Annotated in this window: 15 protein-coding genes; 1 reads left to right on the top strand and 14 read right to left on the bottom strand. The window is 41.8% G+C overall.

Translation table 11 applies throughout. From position 1 onward, the window contains the following. Window positions 1-3 precede the first annotated feature (3 nt). The 13 genes from NSS78_RS03455 to NSS78_RS03395 all read right to left on the bottom strand — a co-directional run bounded on the left by NSS78_RS03455 (window position 4) and on the right by NSS78_RS03395 (window position 18656). Entirely contained in the window at window positions 4-1146 is a 1143-nt protein-coding gene (locus NSS78_RS03455; protein ID WP_212046320.1) for an acyl-CoA dehydrogenase family protein, read from the bottom strand. After that, complete coding sequence (locus NSS78_RS03450; RefSeq protein ID WP_050945733.1) at window positions 1133-1402, bottom strand: acyl carrier protein; 270 nt, start codon at window positions 1400-1402, stop codon at window positions 1133-1135. The genes NSS78_RS03455 and NSS78_RS03450 overlap by 14 nt, the downstream gene beginning before the upstream one ends. A gap of 27 nt (window positions 1403-1429) precedes the next feature. Next, entirely contained in the window at window positions 1430-2485 is a 1056-nt protein-coding gene (locus tag NSS78_RS03445) for an HAD-IIIC family phosphatase (RefSeq protein WP_212046321.1), read from the bottom strand. A 14-nt stretch (window positions 2486-2499) separates the two neighbouring features. Continuing rightward, entirely contained in the window at window positions 2500-3357 is an 858-nt protein-coding gene (locus tag NSS78_RS03440) for a 3-hydroxyacyl-CoA dehydrogenase family protein (RefSeq protein WP_003214220.1), read from the bottom strand. Beyond that, entirely contained in the window at window positions 3354-4064 is a 711-nt protein-coding gene (locus tag NSS78_RS03435; RefSeq protein WP_050945731.1) for an alpha/beta fold hydrolase, read from the bottom strand. Before NSS78_RS03435 ends, NSS78_RS03440 begins: the two co-directional genes overlap by 4 nt. Then, window positions 4061-5041: a C39 family peptidase gene (locus NSS78_RS03430; RefSeq protein WP_050945730.1), complete on the bottom strand. Its 981-nt coding sequence runs from the start codon at window positions 5039-5041 to the stop codon at window positions 4061-4063. Before NSS78_RS03430 ends, NSS78_RS03435 begins: the two co-directional genes overlap by 4 nt. Further along, the gene (locus NSS78_RS03425; protein WP_212046322.1) at window positions 5004-6545 is read right to left on the bottom strand and encodes a serine hydrolase domain-containing protein; all 1542 of its coding nucleotides are present in this window, start codon (window positions 6543-6545) and stop codon (window positions 5004-5006) included. The genes NSS78_RS03430 and NSS78_RS03425 overlap by 38 nt, the downstream gene beginning before the upstream one ends. Next, window positions 6542-11005: a non-ribosomal peptide synthetase gene (locus NSS78_RS03420; protein ID WP_212046323.1), complete on the bottom strand. Its 4464-nt coding sequence runs from the start codon at window positions 11003-11005 to the stop codon at window positions 6542-6544. Before NSS78_RS03420 ends, NSS78_RS03425 begins: the two co-directional genes overlap by 4 nt. A 91-nt stretch (window positions 11006-11096) precedes the next feature. After that, on the bottom strand, window positions 11097-12296 hold the full coding sequence (locus tag NSS78_RS03415; RefSeq protein WP_034620241.1) for an MFS transporter: 1200 nt from the start codon (window positions 12294-12296) through the stop codon (window positions 11097-11099). Window positions 12297-12429: 133 nt separating this feature from the next. After that, entirely contained in the window at window positions 12430-13590 is a 1161-nt protein-coding gene (locus NSS78_RS03410) for a CamS family sex pheromone protein (protein WP_223251227.1), read from the bottom strand. A gap of 42 nt (window positions 13591-13632) precedes the next feature. Next, entirely contained in the window at window positions 13633-15639 is a 2007-nt protein-coding gene (ligA, locus tag NSS78_RS03405; protein ID WP_212046324.1) for an NAD-dependent DNA ligase LigA, read from the bottom strand. A 44-nt stretch (window positions 15640-15683) separates the two neighbouring features. After that, window positions 15684-17906 carry a DNA helicase PcrA gene (gene pcrA / locus NSS78_RS03400; protein ID WP_212046325.1) on the bottom strand — a complete coding sequence of 741 codons (2223 nt, stop codon included), beginning with the start codon at window positions 17904-17906 and terminating at the stop codon, window positions 15684-15686. 57 nt (window positions 17907-17963) lie between these two features. Continuing rightward, window positions 17964-18656: a heptaprenylglyceryl phosphate synthase gene (locus NSS78_RS03395; protein WP_041816135.1), complete on the bottom strand. Its 693-nt coding sequence runs from the start codon at window positions 18654-18656 to the stop codon at window positions 17964-17966. Window positions 18657-18928: 272 nt separating this feature from the next. Here NSS78_RS03395 and NSS78_RS03390 point away from each other — a divergent pair, with 272 nt between their 5' ends. Further along, window positions 18929-19342, top strand: coding sequence for a DUF2283 domain-containing protein (locus NSS78_RS03390; protein WP_251191446.1), 414 nt, complete (start codon window positions 18929-18931; stop codon window positions 19340-19342). Here NSS78_RS03390 and NSS78_RS03385 read toward each other — a convergent pair. Continuing rightward, window positions 19323-19553 (bottom strand): hypothetical protein, encoded by a 231-nt coding sequence (locus NSS78_RS03385; protein WP_268458160.1) that lies wholly within the window; start codon window positions 19551-19553, stop codon window positions 19323-19325. The two genes, NSS78_RS03390 and NSS78_RS03385, sit on opposite strands and share 20 nt — an antisense overlap. Window positions 19554-19599: the final 46 nt, after the last annotated feature.

The raw sequence follows: 19599 nt of genomic DNA, 5'->3' as shown, positions 1-19599 counted from the left end.
TCTCTAAGAATGTTTCACGAAATAATGGCGTAAACCATAGTTAGCAATAACCTGCTGCTGAATTTGCGAAGTTCCTTCAATAATTTCAAGCACCTTTGCTTCACGATATAGTCTTGAAGCTGAGTTTTCCCGGCTAAATCCACTTCCGCCATGAATTTGGACATTTGTATTTGTAATGTCAACGGCAATTTTAGAGGTGAAATATTTTGCAATGGATGTTTCAGTGATCGCATCAGGATGATTCGCTTCTCTCATTTCCCCAGCCTTTAGGCATAAGGCTCTCGCTGCATGGAGCTGGGTCACCGCATCTCCGATCATGCCTTTGATCATTTGATGCTTGTACAATTTTTCATTAAACTGTGTTCTTTTACGCGAATACGTGACAAGAGAATCAACGGCTTCTTGTGCGATGGCAAGTCCTGCCCAAGCGACACTGTATCTTCCATGGTCTAATGCGAGTGACACCACATGGTTAAATCCACCTCCAACTGGTCCTAAAACACAGTCTTCATGAACCTGAACATGATCGAGGGTGATTTCCGCTAAATATGACGCTCGGTTGGCCATCATTCCTGTAATCCTCTCAATCTCTACACCCGGCTGATTTCGATCGACAAGGAATGCCGTGACTTGTTCACCGTCTCTTGCAATCACAATAAAGAAATCGGCAATCGCTCCAAAGGAAATCCACTTTTTCTTCCCATTTAATACATAGGATTGCCCTTCCTTTTGATAGCTTGTTTCAACATGATTGGCATCTGAACCAATATTCGGCTCTGACAAAGCAAAGGCTCCGATTTTTTCTCCCTTGGCTAATTCAACGAGCCAGCCTTGTTTTTGGTCTTCTGTTCCATAACGAAGAATGGCTTCTCCTACAAGTGAATTCACTGTCAATAATGTGCGTACATTACAGCAAGCTTTTCCCACTTGTTCCGTGAACTGTCCATATGCGATTGGATCAAGCCCTAGCCCTTGATAGGAAGACGGGATACCTGCTGCCAAGTAGCCTCTTTTTGCCATATCTCGAATCAGCGACTCTGGCAAATGTTCCGTCTCATCGAATTCATTGGCAAACGGACGGATATGTTCATCGCAATACTGGCGAATTTCTTCAACGGCATTGATCGTTTGTTCAGCTGTTTTCATGAAGAGCCGCCCCCTGTTGTTTTCTCTCAATTAAGGCGACAATGCGATTGACCGTACTAAAATGAGCAATGTCGAGGTCTTCGTTATCTAATTGGAATTGAAAGTCTTGCTCGATATAGTTCACTAGTTTCATCGCAAATAGAGAATTCACAAAGCCTTGTTCAAAAATATGATCATCATTTCCAAGTTCAATTTCCTCATCAAATACCACTAGGTTTTGCTCGATATAGGCTCTTACTTGTTCGTGTAGGTTCATGATTTAATCTCCTCGCTTTTCGCTTTTTTATTGTTTGGCTGGGTCTTTCTGATTTAATTCAATATTGACATCTACGTATTCTGGGAAAGGCTGAATCATGCTTAAATCATTTTCAAACAAGATATAGCCGTCCTCCCCTTTCTCAATTTCTTTGAAATTCGCAAACTTATATGTGATGTACATCATGCGGTTTCGGTCGGTTTGTTTAAAGTCAGCGACAAGCCGCTTTCCTCGCTTTTTCGCTTCTTGCAAAATCGTTGTGAGTAAGATGGTCCCGACACCACGAGACATGACGCGGCAAGACATAAGCAGCAGTTTGACATGCCATGTGTCACCTGTTTCTTCTATTAATGAGAGTCCAATTTTTCCATAGGAACCGAATTTATCTTCAAGTTCACAGACAAGCAGGAAGTGAGAATCTGATTGACGGAAGAAATCAAGCTCTTCATAATCGTAGGTTTTCCCGCTCGCATTTAATTGATTGGTACGGACAGTCAATTCTTCAGCGCGCTGGAGGTCTTGTTCTCCTGCTTCTGATATCACGAATTTCATATGTAAAGACGCCAAGAATTTCTCAGGCGGCCCTTCATATTTCTCTTCTTCCTGCTGCCTTTTGTCCGCTTCTAAGTACATTCTTCTGCGTCGTCTAGCATCTTCTGTGATAAAGACTGGACGCAGCCGATCATCAGTGAGTAATGACAGATAATCCACTGCATCCCAGCACGTAATCTCTGGATGAACAGCCTTCACTTCTTCTCGTTCAAATGGCTGATCATCAATAAAGAGAATGGTATCTTTATGAATATTTAGGCGCTCACTAATTCTCTTTAATGAACTAGATTTGGCATTCCAATGAATCTCTGGATAGAGAAAGAAATGTTCGATTCCGAAGGCAGAAAGCTTTTCCTTCACGGCTGCTTCATCGTTCCGGCTTGCTATAGAAAGAAGGATGCCGCGCTCATCTAACTCTGTTAGTACTTCCTTCATCGATGGTTTTAACGTCACTTCATCTGACTCAAGTAAAATTCCATCCCATAATGTATGATCTAAATCCCAGACAACACACTTAATTTGCTTAGCCATTGGTTATTCTCCTCTCACATGTCATATTGGAAAAAGCCCTTGCCTGATTTTTTGCCGTACTCGCCTGCATCAACCATTTTGACAAGCAGAGGACATGGACGGAACTTCGGATCTTTGTAGCTCTCGTATAAAACAAGCAATGAATTCAAAATCGTATCAAGCCCAATTAAGTCTCCTGTCGCAAGTGGTCCCATTTTATGACCGAAACCTCCGCGGAAAATTTTATCGACATCCGCTGGCGTAGCGACTTGATCTTGCACCGCCCAAATCGCTTCGTTGATTGTCAGCATCAGCACACGATTGGAAACAAATCCCGGAAAATCATGCACCACAACTGGTGTTTTATCAAACGATTTCAAGAAATCTTTTGCCGTTTCCACTGTGTCATCAGAAGTTGCTTTACCTCTAATGACTTCAACTAGCGCTTTAAGAGGAACAGGGTTCATAAAGTGCGCCCCAATGACATTCTCAGGGTGATGCATAAGAGACCCTACCTTTGTGATGGAGATACAGCTTGTGTTTACAAAATAGATGGTTTCTTTCGCACAAATATCTCGTAGCTCTTCATAAATAGGTTTTTTAATCTCCCAATCTTCCGTCACATTTTCAATGACGATATGCGCGTCATGTAATCCTTCAAGTGAAGTTGACAGCTGGATTTGAGACAATACATCTTCTAAAGACAATGAGATTTTCTTCTTTCTCACAAATTGAACCAATTGATAGGTCTTCTTAATTTTTTCCAGCGCTTCGTTTAACTTTTCTTCTGTGACATCAACTAATGTGACTTGATAGCCATTTGCTGAAAGGTCTAATGCCATATCAGCCCCCATGACACCTGCTCCAATCACGCCTACGTGCTTCGTGTTCATTTCTCCAACACTCCAATTCGCTTTAAAATGACATTGATTTTTTCAACGACTTCATTTGTGAATGAATGAATAAAAAAGTGATCTCCATCGAATTCGAAAAACGCACAATCTTCACTTGTATATTGATCCCAATCGTCTAAATCAAACAGCACAGAAGGCAAATCACGTGTACCATAAAAAATAGAAATTGGACAAGCAGCTGGAACGACTTCATCACATAAATAGGTCTCCAAAAGCTGAAAGTCTGCTCTTAAAATCGGCAGAAAGAAATCAAGCACTGCATGGTTATCAGCAAGTTCCTCAGGAACGCCTCCCATCGCAATGATCGCTTCTTTTAATTTGGAATCTGACAGCTGATGATAGACTTTCTTTTCTGGAATATGTGGCGGGAAGCGCCCAGAATAAAAGACATGAACAGGCTCTCTGTTTAACCTTGTTTTCATTCTTTTTTGTAATTCATATGCAAGGACGGCTCCCATACTATGACCGAAAATGGCATAGGGCTCTCCTTCTTTTAAGGAGGAGGACGCCTGTACATAAAGATCATCTGCGACCTGCTGTAAATCGGTTAGTACAGGCTCTGTCATTCTTGTCCCGTGCCCAGGGAGTTCAAGGGCATGAATTTCTATCGACCGGTCTATATAAGATTTCCACGTACTGAATACGGTACTGGCTCCACCTGCATACGGTAAGCAAAATAACTTCACGACACGCCACACTCCCTTTTGCATTTGATTGCCAACGCTTCCAGCCAGTGTTTTTCATCCTGGATGATCTGTTCTAAAGAAGCTTTGATATTGGCTTGGTACCTACTAGACATCTCACCTGAAAAAAGGAGTTTTGCTGCCTGATGCCTTGCTTTCTCCCATTCTGCTAAAATACGTTCCATCCATCCCACCAGCTCAGGTAGATCGCCTTTGATGAGATTCAGCCGATACAGCTCTACTTTCTTCGTATTGATGATCTGATTGAACGACGCCACGAGCTTCTCGATATCATCCCATTGCGGAAGCTGCTCATAAAATGTTTCAAGAGCTGCGATTCCTTTTTCTATTACGTCTATCTGACCATGCATATTTCTCAGGAAATAAGTCGTTTTTTGATCAAATAACTCAGTCGAGAGCTTGTCCGGATCAAAGTAGAAGGCCGCATAGGAATGAAATTGATCATTCGGCTGAAAATGATCATGAAAGGTGTCATACCCTTTCTGTACATCTTTAAATGACAACACTTGATGCTCATAAGACAAATTATCTAAATGCCGATTCTCTAATACGTGAAAGATTTGCTGATTTTCATCGAATCCCGTAATTAAAATGGAATGACGGCTATGGGTTGTCAAATACTCTTTTCTACCTCGCTGAACGTAAGGGTCTACCCATACAATTACCGGGCGGTCACACGTCACATCTTGCTTGACCTTTTCAATGAGGTTGGGACAATACGTCATTTTTTCTACTTGAATGCCTTGTAAATTCATAATCTTTTCTGGATCGTGTGCCGACATCCAGTCAATCTGCAACAAGCCGTGCTCTGTAAGCCCGTAGGCAAATTGATCATTTAATAAGTATGGAGAAACTTCTTGATCATGCAGCTTCACAATTGGAAAAAAGCAATTGAAAAAACAGCTGCGATAAAACAAATCATTATAAGGATGAATGCCCGAAATCTGTTTGACGGTCATCTTTTTTTCCTCTCTTTCCAGCAGGAGATGTCACCATAAATCCTTTGATGAAACCAATCGTACAAAACCAAATGAAAAACAAATAATAAGAAATCGCTAATTCAATGAGAGAGGAAGGTCCCCATACAAAAGTCATTTTCCAAGGTAGCCCATTAAAGGCTAGCTGCGCAACAATGATTGGCAGGATCAATATCCCAATTAGCAGTAGCACCCAGCCGCTACTTTTCAGCCAGACGCGAAGTGACATGTCCCTGCGAACGAAAGCGCCGTTTCTTACACGCTTTTTCCATTTGATAAAACGAACGATAGACACTATTTGCAGCAAAATAAAAAGACATGTGGCACCAAGACTCAACTGATCAATGAGCTGAAAAGGATCCATTGATGACTCTACTTCCTCATTTGTACCCGTGATCGTTTTGGCAATAAGACGTACCGTTTGCTCTGTGTAGCTGCTATTCATATTTGCTAACACTCCGATCGCAACCTCTTCTTTTGGCTGGATCAGAAAAAATGATGAATAGTTAGGGTTAGAGCCTGCATGAAAAAGCGAGTCTACCTGCTCATGTGCCTTTTCTATATACCAGCCGGCATTGTAATAGACATGCTTCCCTTCTTCTGGGACATTCACAGTTAAGTAATCAGGATTTTTTACAAAGCGAGACCAAGTTGAATCGGTCAATTGATATTGCAGCCAAGTCCCCACATCCTGACTATTCATCACAATATAGCCTGCCGGAGTGTTGCCTCGATATTCTGGTGCTTCATAAGCATGCGGAGCAAGGAATTGCAATTTAAACCCTTCTGAGACAGCGCCGGATTTCATCCGTTTTAGCCCAGCCTCCGTTTGGTCAAGATGATGCCTTTTAAACAGTCCTTTCATATAAGCCTCATACGATGTTCCTGTTACATTTTCAATGATGAGACCAAGAACATCATAGTTGATGGTCGCATATTCAAAGGAACTGCCTGGCTTACGATTAAGCTCGATTGATTTCAGCTGATCTACTGTTTTTTTCAACGCATCCTTTGTAGTATCTGGCTGGATAAGCGCAATGGATTGAAAGGGAATGCCGCTTGTGTGATGCATTAATTGCTCCACCGTTAAACGCTGAGGCTTTCCATTGTATGTTGGAAAAAAACCTGGAATATAGCTACTCACCGGATCTTTTAAATGAAGTTTCCCTTGCTTCTCTAACTCCACAATCGCAAGAGCGGTAAACGCCTTTGATGTAGATCCAATTTCAAAGAAAGTGCTGGCTGTCACTTGCTTCTTTTTCTTTCGATCCGCATAACCAAAGCCTTTTTGGTACACCACTTCGTCCTTTTTCACAACCACAACGGACATGCCTGGAATGCGTCCAAGCTCCATCTGTTCCTCTATCACTTGATCAATGGCTTTAGGTGAAATCACTGCTTTTGCATGTGTCCAACCGGCAAAGCTGCTTATCCATAAGACCGCTAATAAAAATGAAATGTAGATAACATGCTGATTTTTCCTCATGTAAATAATGAATCCATTTCTTCAAGAGACATATCCACTGTTTCAAAATCAGACGGTGTAAATTCGATTCCTTCTTTCTCTAAGCAATGCTGTACAAGATGCTCAATTTGCTGCTCTACCGCTTGCAATAGCTGCATCATGTCTGTTTCACACAGCTGTTTATCGCTGAAAGAAAGATGGAAGATCAGCTGACCGCCCTTGATGGTAGCGACCATATCGATGACGGTTGTTAATGGATTATCCAATGACGAATCCATCCCCGATGTAAAGTAAGACATCTCATAATCAGATGATTGTTTCAGCACTTGATCAATTTCACCTAGATAGTTAAAGCGTAATTGCGGCGCTGAATGAGGAGGAAGCTGCTTATTAATGAGTGACAACAGCCCATAGTCTGCACCTTTATTTGGCACTTCACGTATCGTTTCTTTGACAGTTCGTATGTGATCCGAGAGAGATTCAGACACATGAACATTCACAGGATACATGGTGGTGAACCAGCCAAACGTTCTAGATACATCGATCTCATCCTCTACTGCATCCCTGCCATGACCTTCTAATTCCAAAGAAATCTGCTCTTGATTCGTTTGCTGATAACAGGCTTGCGTCAAGGCTGAAATTAACAGTTCATGCGGCTGCGTTTGATACGCTTGATTCGCTTGATTGAGCAATTGATTCGTGAGTTCCACTGATAATGCGTTGGTTAATTTGATTTCGTCTCTGACATATCCCTCATTTGAGGAAACTGGATACAGAGGCTGTATATTTTGCACCGCTTTTTGCCAATAGCTGACCGACTCTTTTACACCCTCTGATACTGCATACTGATTCACCCGCTCGGCAAATGTTTGATAGGAATGGGTTTTAGACGGAAGTACTTCTGCTGTTACCTCCTCTGCATGCAATAATTGAATCAAGTCCTCCACAAGAATTTGCCAAGACATACCATCAGCTAATAGATGATGGGCGGCAAAGATGAGATGTGATTGAGAATCAGTTTGACAAAGCGCAGCCTGAATCAATGGTCCTTGATAAAGATGAGTCCTTTGCTTGATCTGATATCCTACTTCTTGTAACGCTTCTTCCACATTCTCTTCTGACAATGCCGTGAAATCGTGTATCATCAGCGGAAAATCTTGAATGTCTTCATCATAATAGAGTGTGTTTGTTGCCTCATGTACTTTTAACCTTAGTCCATCGTGGTGAATGACGAGCTCTTTGAGAACATCCTGCACGATGGCTTCATCCATCTTTTTCTTTGAATGAACAATGATGGATTGATGCCAGAAATGTTCATCTTTTAACCGCTGGGACCAGAACCATTCGATAATTGGAATCGATTTCACATCACCCACAGCTTGCTCTTGTGAGATATGTATGACAGGTTCCTGCTGAACGACTTGTGCCATTTCTCTAAAAATGGGATAAGTAAAAAGATCCTTGGTTTTTAAATAGAGTCCTTTGTCTTTTAATTTCGCAATAAATTGAATCGCCTTAATGGAATCTCCGCCAAGCTGATAAAAATGATCAGCCGGTTCGATTGTTTCATGCCCTAAGATGCCTTTTGCTGTATCTAGGATGATCTCTTCAATGTCCGCTGTTTCCTTGGACCACTCAACAGCTGTTTCTTGAGACAGCAATGGATCAGGCAGTGCCGTCCGATTGATTTTTCCGTTTTGAGTGAGCGGGAGCTCGTCTAGTACAACAAAATAGGCAGGTACCATGTAAGCTGGAAGCTGATCTGATAATTTCTTTCTAAGTAAAAAGGACGTCATCTGTTTTTCTTTCAATTCAATATAGGCTGCCAGCTGTTTTTCTCCAGATTCATCGGTTAGATCAATAACCGCTGCTTTATCAACTTCTTCAAGTGCCATCAGTGCAAGTTCAATTTCACCGAGCTCAATCCGGTAGCCTCGCAGCTTGATTTGATGATCAATTCTGCCAATGTAATCAATCTTTCCATCATTTGCTCGTTTGGCAATATCACCTGTTCGATACATGCGGCGACCATTTACAAATGGATTGGGCAGAAAGCGTGATTCCTGCAAATCAGGTCTTTGCCAATACCCTCTGCCAACACCTGCACCTGAAATATAGATTTCTCCTACTGTCCCAGGCAGCACGGCTTGCTGATGCTCATCTAAAAGGTAAATCTCTGTATTGGGCATTGGCACACCAATTGACACAGATGCCCCATCATCTTGATGGAATTGATGAATCATACAGCCAACGGTTGCTTCAGTTGGTCCATATTCATTAAAGATAGATATCCTTCCATCACTTGCCTCTGTGATTCTTTTAGCCAAAGCGGTCGATAATTGTTCTCCGCCCACAATCATCCGTTTCACAACTGATTGAGAAAGTGCAGCATCTGTTAGCAGTGCCATATGAGCTGGTGTCAGCTTGATGACTTTCGCTTTTTGATCAAACAAAATATGTTCTAATAAAAAGCCTGGCTGATCCTCTTGACGATAGATCATCACGGTACTGCCAATGACCAATGGCGTATAAATGGATGTCACGGTTAAATCAAACGCAATGGATGAATACAAGGCAAAATGATCATCTGATGAATCAGTATAGTGTGTTTTGGCAGACATGATATAGTTCACTAAGCTTCGGTGCTCAATCATGACTCCCTTTGGCTGTCCTGTAGAGCCAGACGTATAAATCATATATGCGACATCTTCAGCATTCCCAATGAATGGATGTTCCGCATTATACTGAGCCAACTGATCCCACACGTTGTAGATATTGTACGTATCGCCATTAAAATGGTATGCAGATGCGTCATCTGTGAAAAACAGCTTTGCCTGGCTGTCATCCAAAATAAACTGAATACGTTCCTCTGGATACTCAGGATCAATCGGCACATATGCGCCTCCAGCCTTTAAAATCCCCAGCAGCAGCACAATAAGTTCTGGTGAATGATTCATACATACGGCAACAAAGTCATGTCTTTGTAAGCCATGTGTTTGTAGAAAATGCGCCATTTGATTGGTTTTTCTCTCAAGTTCACCGTATGTCATGCTATGAGATCCGTCCTGAAGTGCAATTCGATCAGGAGAAGACGTTGACATGTCTGTGATCAATTCATGGATTTTTTGTTTCTGTGGAAACAGCATGCCTGTGTCGTTCCAGTGATATAGCTCTCGATGTGTCTCGACTTCTGTCATGAGAAGTACGTCTTTTAACAGCTGCTTTGGCTGAGCGAGTATCGTTTCGACAAAGAGAAGCATTCTTTCGTGTAGAAAGTCGATATCTTCATTGCTGTAATCTGAGATCTTGTAATCATATTGAAGCTCGATTTGCCCTTTTTCATCCCATTCTTTCACAGCAACTTGTAAGCCATATGGCTGGAAGCCATTGTAAAGCTCTATGTATTCAACCTTGTATCCTTCCATCTCCTGCACCATATTTGTGCTGTAGGAGTTGATATAGATTTGAAAAAGCTGATCATACCCTGCTTTTGCAAGCTCTAAATCTTTGACAAGTGCATCATAGGGATAACGCTGATGCAGGAAGTAAGCCTTATAGCTTTTTTGAACGTCTGTTAAGCTTTCTAACAAAGAGAGATGAGGATCGATCTTCATTCGATATGGCATTGTACTTACGGTCATACCGGACGTGGCTTTTTCCTTTTGTCCGGAACGATTGAGAACTGGCGTCCCAATAATAAAATCTTTTTGCTGGTATCTTTTATGCAAGTAGACGAAGAGTCCTAAAGTAAATAAAGAGTTGATTGAACAATGATGGACATCTATAAATTCATAGATTCGTTCTGAGAGTTGTCGATCAAGATAATGGCTTTGCCGATGGCCTTTGATTTGGTCAGTTCCCTGTACCAAATAACTATCAGACACATCAGATAATGCTTCTTTCCAAAATTGCTGATCTTTTTTAAATCTTGGGGAGTTCATATATTTTGATTCTTTATCAATAAATACAGAGTGATTGTCTGCTTCTTGTTCGATAGAGGAGCTGTGGGTAAGAGCAGTGTAAAGCTGGCTAATTTTATCGATGATTACTTTCATCGACCATCCATCTGCTACTGTATGATGGCATTTGATGAAATAACCGGATTGTTGTTCACTGATTTTTAGTACCGCAAATTCGGCGAGAGAGGTTTCTGTTAATTGAAATGGTGTTTTGAAGGCTTTTTCGGCCCATTCTAGCATGTCTTCATGTGTGGAAAACTCATAGGTAGGAATAGGGCTATCGGCGTTTGGATCAACGTATTGAAGCGTTTCACCATCTTTCTCTACTAGCTTGAGACGAAGAGATTCTGTCATCATGATACAAGATGCAATGGCCTGCTTCAGTTTATCGAGCTGCAATGGCCCATTGACGAAAATGATACCGCCAATATGATTGATCGGTGTTCCTGGATAAAATGTTTCCATGTTCATCACGCGCCGCTGCGGATGTGTTAATGGCCAATATACTAAACTATTAGTCAATTACGCCACCTCTACTTTTCATATAGTTAACATTTCTACCAACATATTAAATCACATAATGGTATTTTTGTAAATAATTGAGATAAAATGTCTAAATTTGTTCATTTTTTAATCTAGACGCTAGGAAAGCCGACACAGTAAACAGGGCAACGTTTATAAAAAAGACGACTCTTGCCCCAAAGAGATCGGTCATGGTGCTCATAACGAGGATGGACATTCCGTATATAAAAGTTGATAGTGTATGTTGAGCTGATAGTATTTTGGGCAATTCAATTTCACTCAGTGTATCTTGTACATAGGTTCGAATGGAAATACTGCGAAGCTGAAAGGCTGGTCCTAATAAAAAGACAAACAACAAACTCATCCATGCAGAATGATTCAATCCTAAGCAAAGGGTTAGCACAGCCACGATCACCGAACTGTAAAAAATGTGATCAAACAAACGCTGTTCCACATGCTTTGCGAATCGCAACACAAGCAGGCCGCCTAGAATGGTTCCGCCAAAATAGCTTGCGTTAATAAAGCCCCACCATGTTTCAGGCTGATGTAAAACTTCTGTGACATACACAAGGATAATGGCACCAGTCCAAATACTTCTACCGCTCATGGATAGCATTTCTAAAATCGTTAATGTTCGAATAGTTGGTTTTTCATACATGAGCTTCCACCCTGAAAAGACCCTTGTAGCAAATGATTCAGACTGTTGCTCTTGTTTAGCTGCAGCCCCAGTATCAATGATAAAGAGCATAGATATGAGTGACAAACTGTATAAAACAAGTGTCGTCAATAGGAGAAACTGTGGTCCAAGAATGCCAATAAACAGCCCTCCTAAAAGCCAGCCTAGTAAAAGGACCATTTGATCAGAAGTTAAGATATAGCTATTTGCTTTTAGTAAAAAGTTCTTTTCTACTAGACGTGGGATCATCGAATTTCGAACTGGAATGGTTCCTCCATCTATCAAAGAAAGGAAAAATACAATGATAAAAAAGAGAGGAATAGTAAAAGTTGATAGTTGTAGAATATAAATGAAAATTAAGCAACCGAAGAAAGCAATTTGACACATTTGTAAATAGATAATGAGTCTTTTTAGCTTAAATTGATACATAAAGAAAGGAATGAGTACCGCTCCAAGTGCTTGTCCAACAAACTGTGAGACAGCCACCATTGAAGCGATCAGTGTAGAATTTGTTAATTGATATGTCAGGATGGTCAATACGAGGACATATAGCGAATCCCCAAAATTAGCTAGGGATTGTCCCCCTAATAAAAAGTAAAATGATTTATTTTTCATAGTGATCTCCATTTTCTCTTCATTATCACCCATAATAATACATTATTTTCTACACTTCTACTTTTTATAACAATATTTTCATAATTTGATACATTATGACTAATTTAAAAAACCGCCAAAAGGCGGTTTTTATTTAGTCATATATATGGACGGTTGGTTCTTTGTCTTCAGCATTTTTCGTGATCAAGGCTTCTTGTTGATCTGAAGATGTGATGTTAATTTCGATATTCGTACTCTTATAGTAATCCATGACTTCACCTGTTAAATATTGCGTGAAGGCTACGACTTCCGTTTTTCCGTAGAACTGCATTGGAATTTCGACTTTCATTTTTTGCAGGTTGCCGTCTTTGTAAAACCCTTTTCCTACGACACCAGTATAATTCGGGAAGTAGTCTTCGACTTTTGTTTTGAAGCGGTCAAATCGCTCGGAATCATCTTTGTAGTTGCCTTTCGCATTATCTGAAGGGAAGAAGACATTCTCCTCTTTGATCGTATCCCAATTGCCGATATCAGCTGAGCCCGCTTTCACATCCGTTTTGGCGATAAAGTTTCCTGGAACGATAGATGATTTTGGTGCTTGCTTATAAAGGGCAATCATGACAGGCACTTTTTGCAGCCCATCCATTTGACGAATTCGTTTGATCACTTGTTCAGCAATTTTTTCGCCTTCTGCCAAAAGTTTCTTTGAATTTTTCGAAGAATCGATCGTCACTTCTTGCTGCGGGTCACCGATATTTTCACGGTAATAATAAACAGAGTTCAGCGCAAGTCCAATGACAACTCCGCCAAGCTGTAAGCTGTTTTTATCTTTTCGAATTAAGTAATTATGCTCTAGCATCGAAGCTAAGTAAATTGGACTACTTTCATTTTTAGACTTTGTTGAACCTGAGTTCGGAAGAGCAGGGTTTAAGCCTAGATTCTTAAAGTCTTTATCTTCTTTTTCTGCCTTTTTCAGATCACTGCCTGTTTTTTTGCGCGCCAGCCAGCCTAGAACGGTGTCCTCATCAAAATGCTGTCCTTCTTGGAAAAGGTAGTCGTTTGTATTAAATGACTCTGTTGCAAGGCGCATGAGTCCTGTTTCAAATTCATCGATGTCCAAGCGTGTGTTGAGACGCTCTGCTGTTAATCCTCTCGCAGCCCCTTGTTTAAACGGCAGCACCATTTTGTAATAGGAGTCAGAGATATTGTACATCGGGATGATGGCTGTTTCCTTCGTTTCATCCGTTTTTTGTGTGACCTCTTCCTCTTCCTTTCCCCCAAAAGGTGCACACGCTGACAATATCAGTGTGAGCATTGTCAGCAGCAATAACAACTTTTTCAATAGAAAACACTCCTCTTATTTCTTTAGCTCCTCGAGCATTTTAGCTTCGTCCCAAATTTCTATATTGAGTTCTTCTGCCTTTGTCAGCTTACTTCCCGCTGCTTCTCCGGCTATGACTAAATCTGTTTTCTTACTCACACTACCTGCCAGTTTACCGCCTAGTGCTTCGATCGCTGCTTTTGCATCGTTTCGAGCCATTTCTTCTAATTTCCCTGTCAGCACAATGGTTTTGCCTGCAAAATAGGAATCACTTTCTTCAACCTTCACCGGTTTTGGTCCTGTGTAGGTCATATTAACCCCAAGCTCTTTTAGTTCATTTAGCAGATTGAGTATTTCTTCTTTCTCAAAGTATGTGACGACAGCATCAGCCATTTTTTCACCGATTTCATCGACTTCGAGTAATTGTTCTTTCGTCGCTTGCTTTAATTGATCGATATCACCGAAATGCATCGCCAAGGTCTTCGCCGCTTTAGAGCCAATAAATCGTATACCGAGTCCAAATAGTAAACGCTCTAGAGAGTTTTCTTTCGATTGCTCAATCGAACGCAGTAAATTGTCGACAGATTTTTCGCCCATTCGCTCAAGCTGAATGAGCTCTTCTTTCGTTAATCGGTAAAGATCAGACACACGAGAGACAAGCTGTTCTTGGAAAAGCTGTGTAATGACCCGCTCGCCAAGCCCATCAATGTTCATTGCATTGCGGGAAACAAAGTGAATGAGTCCCTCACGTATTTGGGCAGGGCATTCTGGATTGATGCAACGCAAAGCCACTTCGCCTTCAATTCTCACCAGCTCACTATGACACTCTGGGCATTCAGTCGGCATGTGAAACGGCTTTTCTTCTCCTGTACGCTGATCGATCAGTACACCTGCGACTTCCGGAATAATATCGCCCGCTTTTTTCACAATCACTTGATCAAAAAGGCGAATATCCTTTTCTTTGATCAAATCTTCATTATGAAGGGAAGCTCGCTGCACTGTCGTTCCTGCTACTTTGACAGGCTCAAGGATCGCCGTTGGTGTGATGACACCTGTACGCCCGACACTTAGTTCAATATCAAGCAGCTTTGTCACGACCTCTTCAGCTGGAAACTTGTACGCAACAGCCCAGCGGGGACTTTTTGCTGTAAAGCCGAGCTCTTCTTGCTGAGCTAACGAATCGACTTTGATCACAATTCCATCGATTTCATATGAAAAGTCGGCACGCTTCGTTTTTAGTGTTTCAATGAGCTCAATCACTTCCTCAATCGTTTGGCACATCCGTCTTTCTTTGTTCGTTTTAAAGCCAAGTTCGTCGAGAAGATCAAGTCCTTCGCTTTGCGATTCAACACCAATTTCATCAAGCTCCGCTATACTGTAGACGAAGATATCAAGGTTTCGTTTCGCCGCAATTTTCGTATCAAGCTGACGAAGCGAGCCTGCCGCCGCATTACGCGGGTTCGCAAACGGCTCTTCTTCGTTTTGTAATCTTTTTTCGTTTAATGCTTCAAAAGAAGGTTTTGGCATAAATGCCTCGCCTCTCACTTCAATTGACAAAGGACGTTTGATTTTGAGCGGGATGGATCGAATGGTTTTGAGGTTTTCTGTAATATCCTCACCCGTTGTCCCATCTCCACGTGTGGCACCTCGGACAAACAGGCCATTTTCATAACGGAGAGAAACAGCGAGTCCGTCAATTTTCAGCTCGACATTGTATGCAATATCGTCACCGACTGCTTGACGAACCCTGCGGTCAAAATCAAGAAGGTCCTGTTCATTAAACGCATTCCCGAGGCTGAGCATCGGTGTGCCGTGGCGCACTTTTTGGAAGGCGTCTAACACAGCGCCTCCGACTCTTTGTGAGGGAGAATCCGCTGCTTTTAAATCAGGGTGCTCTTCCTCTAAAGAGATCAGCTCACGCATCCGCGCATCATATTCAGCGTCAGGAACACTTGGACGATCCAGTGTATGATATTCGTAGTTGTATTGGTTCAAAATCTGGTGCAGTTCCTCGATCCGGCGTTTCGCTGCTTCTTTATCCATCTGCTTCTTCCTTTCAATTCATCCGTTTTATATGTCCTATCGGTTTATTGCTTCTCAATTGGCGCAAATGCTGCGAGAAGACGCTTAATGCCTGTAGGGCTTGGGAAAGCAATATCAAGCTCCGTGCTGTCTCCACTGCCTTTTACGCTCACAACCGTTCCAACGCCCCATTTTTTATGAGCCGCTTTATCGCCCACAGCCCAGCCAATACTTCCGCCGCCTGTGTTTTGAATTGTTTGAGTTTGTGGACGTGAGACAGGTCCCCGTCTTTGTGGTCTTTCTCTAGTTTGGCCAAATGGTGTTTTCGTTTCTTTTTTCTCATTTAGGTTGTCCAATAAATCGGCTGGTATTTCTCGAATGAATCTTGATTCAAGGTTCATGTTTGTCCGGCCGAAGAGTGTTCTCATCTTGGCACTTGATAAATAAAGCTCTTCTTCCGCCCGTGTGATGCCTACATAAGCAAGGCGGCGCTCTTCTTCCATCTCTGCATCTTCCATTAATGAGCGGCTGTGCGGGAAGACACCTTCCTCCATGCCCATTAAGAAGACAACCGGGAATTCTAGACCTTTTGCGGCGTGAAGCGTCATTAAAATGACCGCATCTTGATCTTCTTCCTCATTCTCATCCAGCTTATCAATGTCTGCGACAAGGGCAAGATCTGTCAGGAAGGTCACAAGGGACTTGTCTTCATTTTGTTCTTCAAAGTTCTTAGTCACAGAGAGAAACTCGTCAATATTTTCTAGACGGCTCTGTGCCTCAATCGTTTTTTCAACCTTTAGTGCTTCACGATAGGCTGTTTTCTCTAAAATTTCTTCTGTTAGTTCTGTGACAGATAAATAATCCTGCATATTTGTCAATTGATCGATGAGCTGTTTGAACTCATCAAGCGCATTGGCTGCCCTTGCACTGAGTCCAATGAAATCTACCTGACCAAGCGCTTCAAACATAGACAGGTCATTCATCTCCGCGTATGCTGCGATTTTATCAACAGATGTCGCACCGATTCCGCGCTTTGGTACGTTCACAATTCGTGCAAAGCTAATGTCGTCATCTGGGTTAGCTACTAGGCGTAAGTACGCCAAAATGTCCTTGATCTCTTTTCTGTCATAGAACTTTGTGCCGCCGACAATGTTGTATTGAATGTTTGACTTCAATAATGTTTCCTCTATGACACGAGACTGGGCATTGGTTCGATAAAGAATCGCAAAATCGGATAATTTACGCTTACCGCTCTGATGAAGCTGATGAATCTTTCCAGCAACAAATTGACCCTCGCCGAATTCATTATCTGCACGGTAATAGGCAATCTTCGCCCCTTCATCATTTTCTGTCCAAAGGTTTTTCGGCTTACGGTTTGAATTGTTTTGAATCACCGTGTTTGCGGCATTCAGTATACGTTTCGTCGATCTGTAATTTTGCTCAAGCAGAATCACTTCACTGGATGGATAATCTTTTTCAAAGGAGAGAATGTTTGTAATATCCGCTCCGCGCCAGCGGTAGATGGACTGATCCGAGTCACCGACCACACATATATTTTGAAAACGCTGAGCAAGCAGTTTCACAAGCATGTACTGCGCTCTGTTCGTATCCTGATACTCATCGACATGAATGTATTGAAATTTTCGCTGATAGTGTTCTAATACTTCAGGGATGCGCTCAAACAGACGAATCGTCATCATAATAAGATCATCAAAATCGAGTGATTGGTTCTTAAGTAATCGCTTTTGGTAATCTGTGTAGACGTCGCTAACCACTTGATCATAGAAATCACTGGCTGTTTTGGCGTATTCCTCTGCGTCAATGAGTTCATTTTTTGCACTGCTGATTGATCCTAAAATGCTGCGAGGATCGAACTTTTTAGGATCGATATTTCGTTCTTTTAAAATGTTTTTAATGACTGAAAGCTGATCAGATGTGTCTAATATAGAGAAGTTGCGATTTACACCAATACGGTCAATATCGCGTCGTAAAATACGCACACACATGCTGTGGAACGTAGAGATCCAAATGTCATCCGCACCAGGCCCTAAAATGGCTTGGACACGCTCACGCATTTCACGTGCTGCTTTATTTGTAAACGTAATCGCTAAAATGTTCCACGGAGCCACATGCTTTTCTGCCATTAAGTAGGCAATTCGGTGTGTGAGCACCCGCGTTTTCCCGCTTCCTGCTCCTGCCATCAAGAGTAGCGGACCGTCTGTTGCTTTGACCGCTTCTTTTTGCGCGTCATTTAGCCCTTCTAATAGATGATTCGATATTTCATTCATTCCATTCACCGCCAATTCGAACTTATGTTCTATTTTAACCCTTTTCGTCTTGTTTGACTATGATGACTTTTTGACTGCGCTCACTGTCTTTAATGCTTCTTTGAAATTGTCATAAATGACGTTTCCTACAACAACCACGTCCGCATGCTGCGCAAAATCTTCCGCCTGCTTTGCGTTTTCAATGCCCCCGCCATAAAAAAGAACCGTATCAGAAAGCACTGCTTTCGTTTCTTTCACAAGTTCTATATCTCCAAGCGTTCCGCTGTATTCTAGATAAAAAATGGGCAGCTTCATTAAATGCTCTGCCACTCTTGCATATGCTCTTACGTCATCGATGTCCAGTGCTGTATTTGCCTCTGTGAGCTTGGCCGCTTTACACTCTTCATTTAAAATAACATAGCCTTCAGGCACGATCTCTTCCATCGACATCAAATCACCGAATTCCTTCATCGCATCCTTGTGAAGCCCAACAATCCAATCAGGATGAGAACTGTTTAAGACAGTCGGGATGAAATACAGATCGAAGCCCGGCACAATCATTTCATGTGTTGAGATTTCGAGCACACATGGCACAAGAAACCGGCGGACCTTTGACATTAATTGAAGCACGTTGTCCTCTGTCACATTGTCACTGCCGCCAATCAATATAGCATCCGTACCAGATTCGCAAATTGCCTCTAGCTGTTCATCGGATATTTCTTTATTTGGATCGAGTTTAAAGACATGCTTCCACTCGGTAACATCATACATGAAAAACGTTCCTCCATTCGTTTCATTCCATTTAAATATTATAACAAAATCAGTGACCGCAAAAAATGGGTAACCTCCTTCAGCTAAAAGTTTCATTCTTTTGAAAATGGGGTTCGTGACTTTAGGTTAGAATGCTGAAACCATCTAGGAGCTGAGAGGGATGATCTTTGACCGTTCACTGATAGAAGAGCTTTGTATCACCACATGTTATTATACAATAAAGGGACATTTTACTATTGATCAAAAAACCATACATAAAGCAGGTGACCGACATGAAAAGAACCATCACATATGATCAAACGATCGACATCGGATACATCTATCTCCTGCCTGTAGGAATCGGGACAATCAAAGAAACCATTGAATTAGATGTGAATGAATGTATGAACGCAGATATCGACAAGGAGGGACGAGTAGCTGGTCTGGAGTTATTTGCAGAAGAAGCCGAAGTTTTGAAGCATGTACCCGTGTATGAGGACGAGCTTTCTTTACGTTTTACAGATCAGGACGTTCTCTCAACCTATCATTTATCAGGCATTGAATTTCATTTCTCGACGCCTGATCACAAAGGGCTAATCGGTTTTACGATTGTCGATCCTCATCGATATAACGTCAAAAGAAAGACAAGAAAAAACCGTTTTGAATGGTCAAAACGGTTTTTCCAAGCTATTGTCTCACTTCATTGAAATAATGGACGGATGTCATGGCCCCTTCATCGACCATCTTGTTGTCTTGAATATCTAATGGATCAGGGTGTCCGGCTTTTTCAGGAATCTTTTCATCTGAGCGGAACATGCTTGCCCATTTTTTGAGATGCTGTTTATTTTTTACTGCTAATAACACTGCACCACCAACCCCTAATCCTGCAAGTACATACGCATTCGGACACTTATTCATGTATGTTCCCTCCCCTTATGATCTTATTTGTAAGTTACCCCGGCTT

The sequence above is a fragment of the Bacillus sp. FSL W8-0920 genome, from assembly GCF_038593215.1.
GTDB lineage: Bacteria > Bacillota > Bacilli > Bacillales > Bacillaceae > Bacillus > Bacillus pumilus.
Note: the sequence above shows the minus strand (reverse complement) of the source record. Positions and strands in the feature narration are given on the sequence as shown.

What these genes read in the sequence shown, in the direction of transcription:
- NSS78_RS03455 (WP_212046320.1), bottom strand. Translation starts at nt 1,146, where the DNA reads ATGAAAACAGCTGAACAAACGATCAATGCCGTTGAAGAAATTCGCCAG.
- NSS78_RS03450 (WP_050945733.1), bottom strand. Translation starts at nt 1,402, where the DNA reads ATGAACCTACACGAACAAGTAAGAGCCTATATCGAGCAAAACCTAGTG.
- NSS78_RS03445 (WP_212046321.1), bottom strand. Translation starts at nt 2,485, where the DNA reads ATGGCTAAGCAAATTAAGTGTGTTGTCTGGGATTTAGATCATACATTA.
- NSS78_RS03440 (WP_003214220.1), bottom strand. Translation starts at nt 3,357, where the DNA reads ATGAACACGAAGCACGTAGGCGTGATTGGAGCAGGTGTCATGGGGGCT.
- NSS78_RS03430 (WP_050945730.1), bottom strand. Translation starts at nt 5,041, where the DNA reads ATGACCGTCAAACAGATTTCGGGCATTCATCCTTATAATGATTTGTTT.
- NSS78_RS03425 (WP_212046322.1), bottom strand. Translation starts at nt 6,545, where the DNA reads ATGAGGAAAAATCAGCATGTTATCTACATTTCATTTTTATTAGCGGTC.
- NSS78_RS03415 (WP_034620241.1), bottom strand. Translation starts at nt 12,296, where the DNA reads ATGAAAAATAAATCATTTTACTTTTTATTAGGGGGACAATCCCTAGCT.
- NSS78_RS03410 (WP_223251227.1), bottom strand. Translation starts at nt 13,590, where the DNA reads ATGCTCACACTGATATTGTCAGCGTGTGCACCTTTTGGGGGAAAGGAA.
- ligA (WP_212046324.1), bottom strand. Translation starts at nt 15,639, where the DNA reads ATGGATAAAGAAGCAGCGAAACGCCGGATCGAGGAACTGCACCAGATT.
- pcrA (WP_212046325.1), bottom strand. Translation starts at nt 17,906, where the DNA reads ATGAATGAAATATCGAATCATCTATTAGAAGGGCTAAATGACGCGCAA.
- NSS78_RS03395 (WP_041816135.1), bottom strand. Translation starts at nt 18,656, where the DNA reads ATGTATGATGTTACCGAGTGGAAGCATGTCTTTAAACTCGATCCAAAT.
- NSS78_RS03390 (WP_251191446.1), top strand. Translation starts at nt 18,929, where the DNA reads ATGAAAAGAACCATCACATATGATCAAACGATCGACATCGGATACATC.
- NSS78_RS03385 (WP_268458160.1), bottom strand. Translation starts at nt 19,553, where the DNA reads ATGAATAAGTGTCCGAATGCGTATGTACTTGCAGGATTAGGGGTTGGT.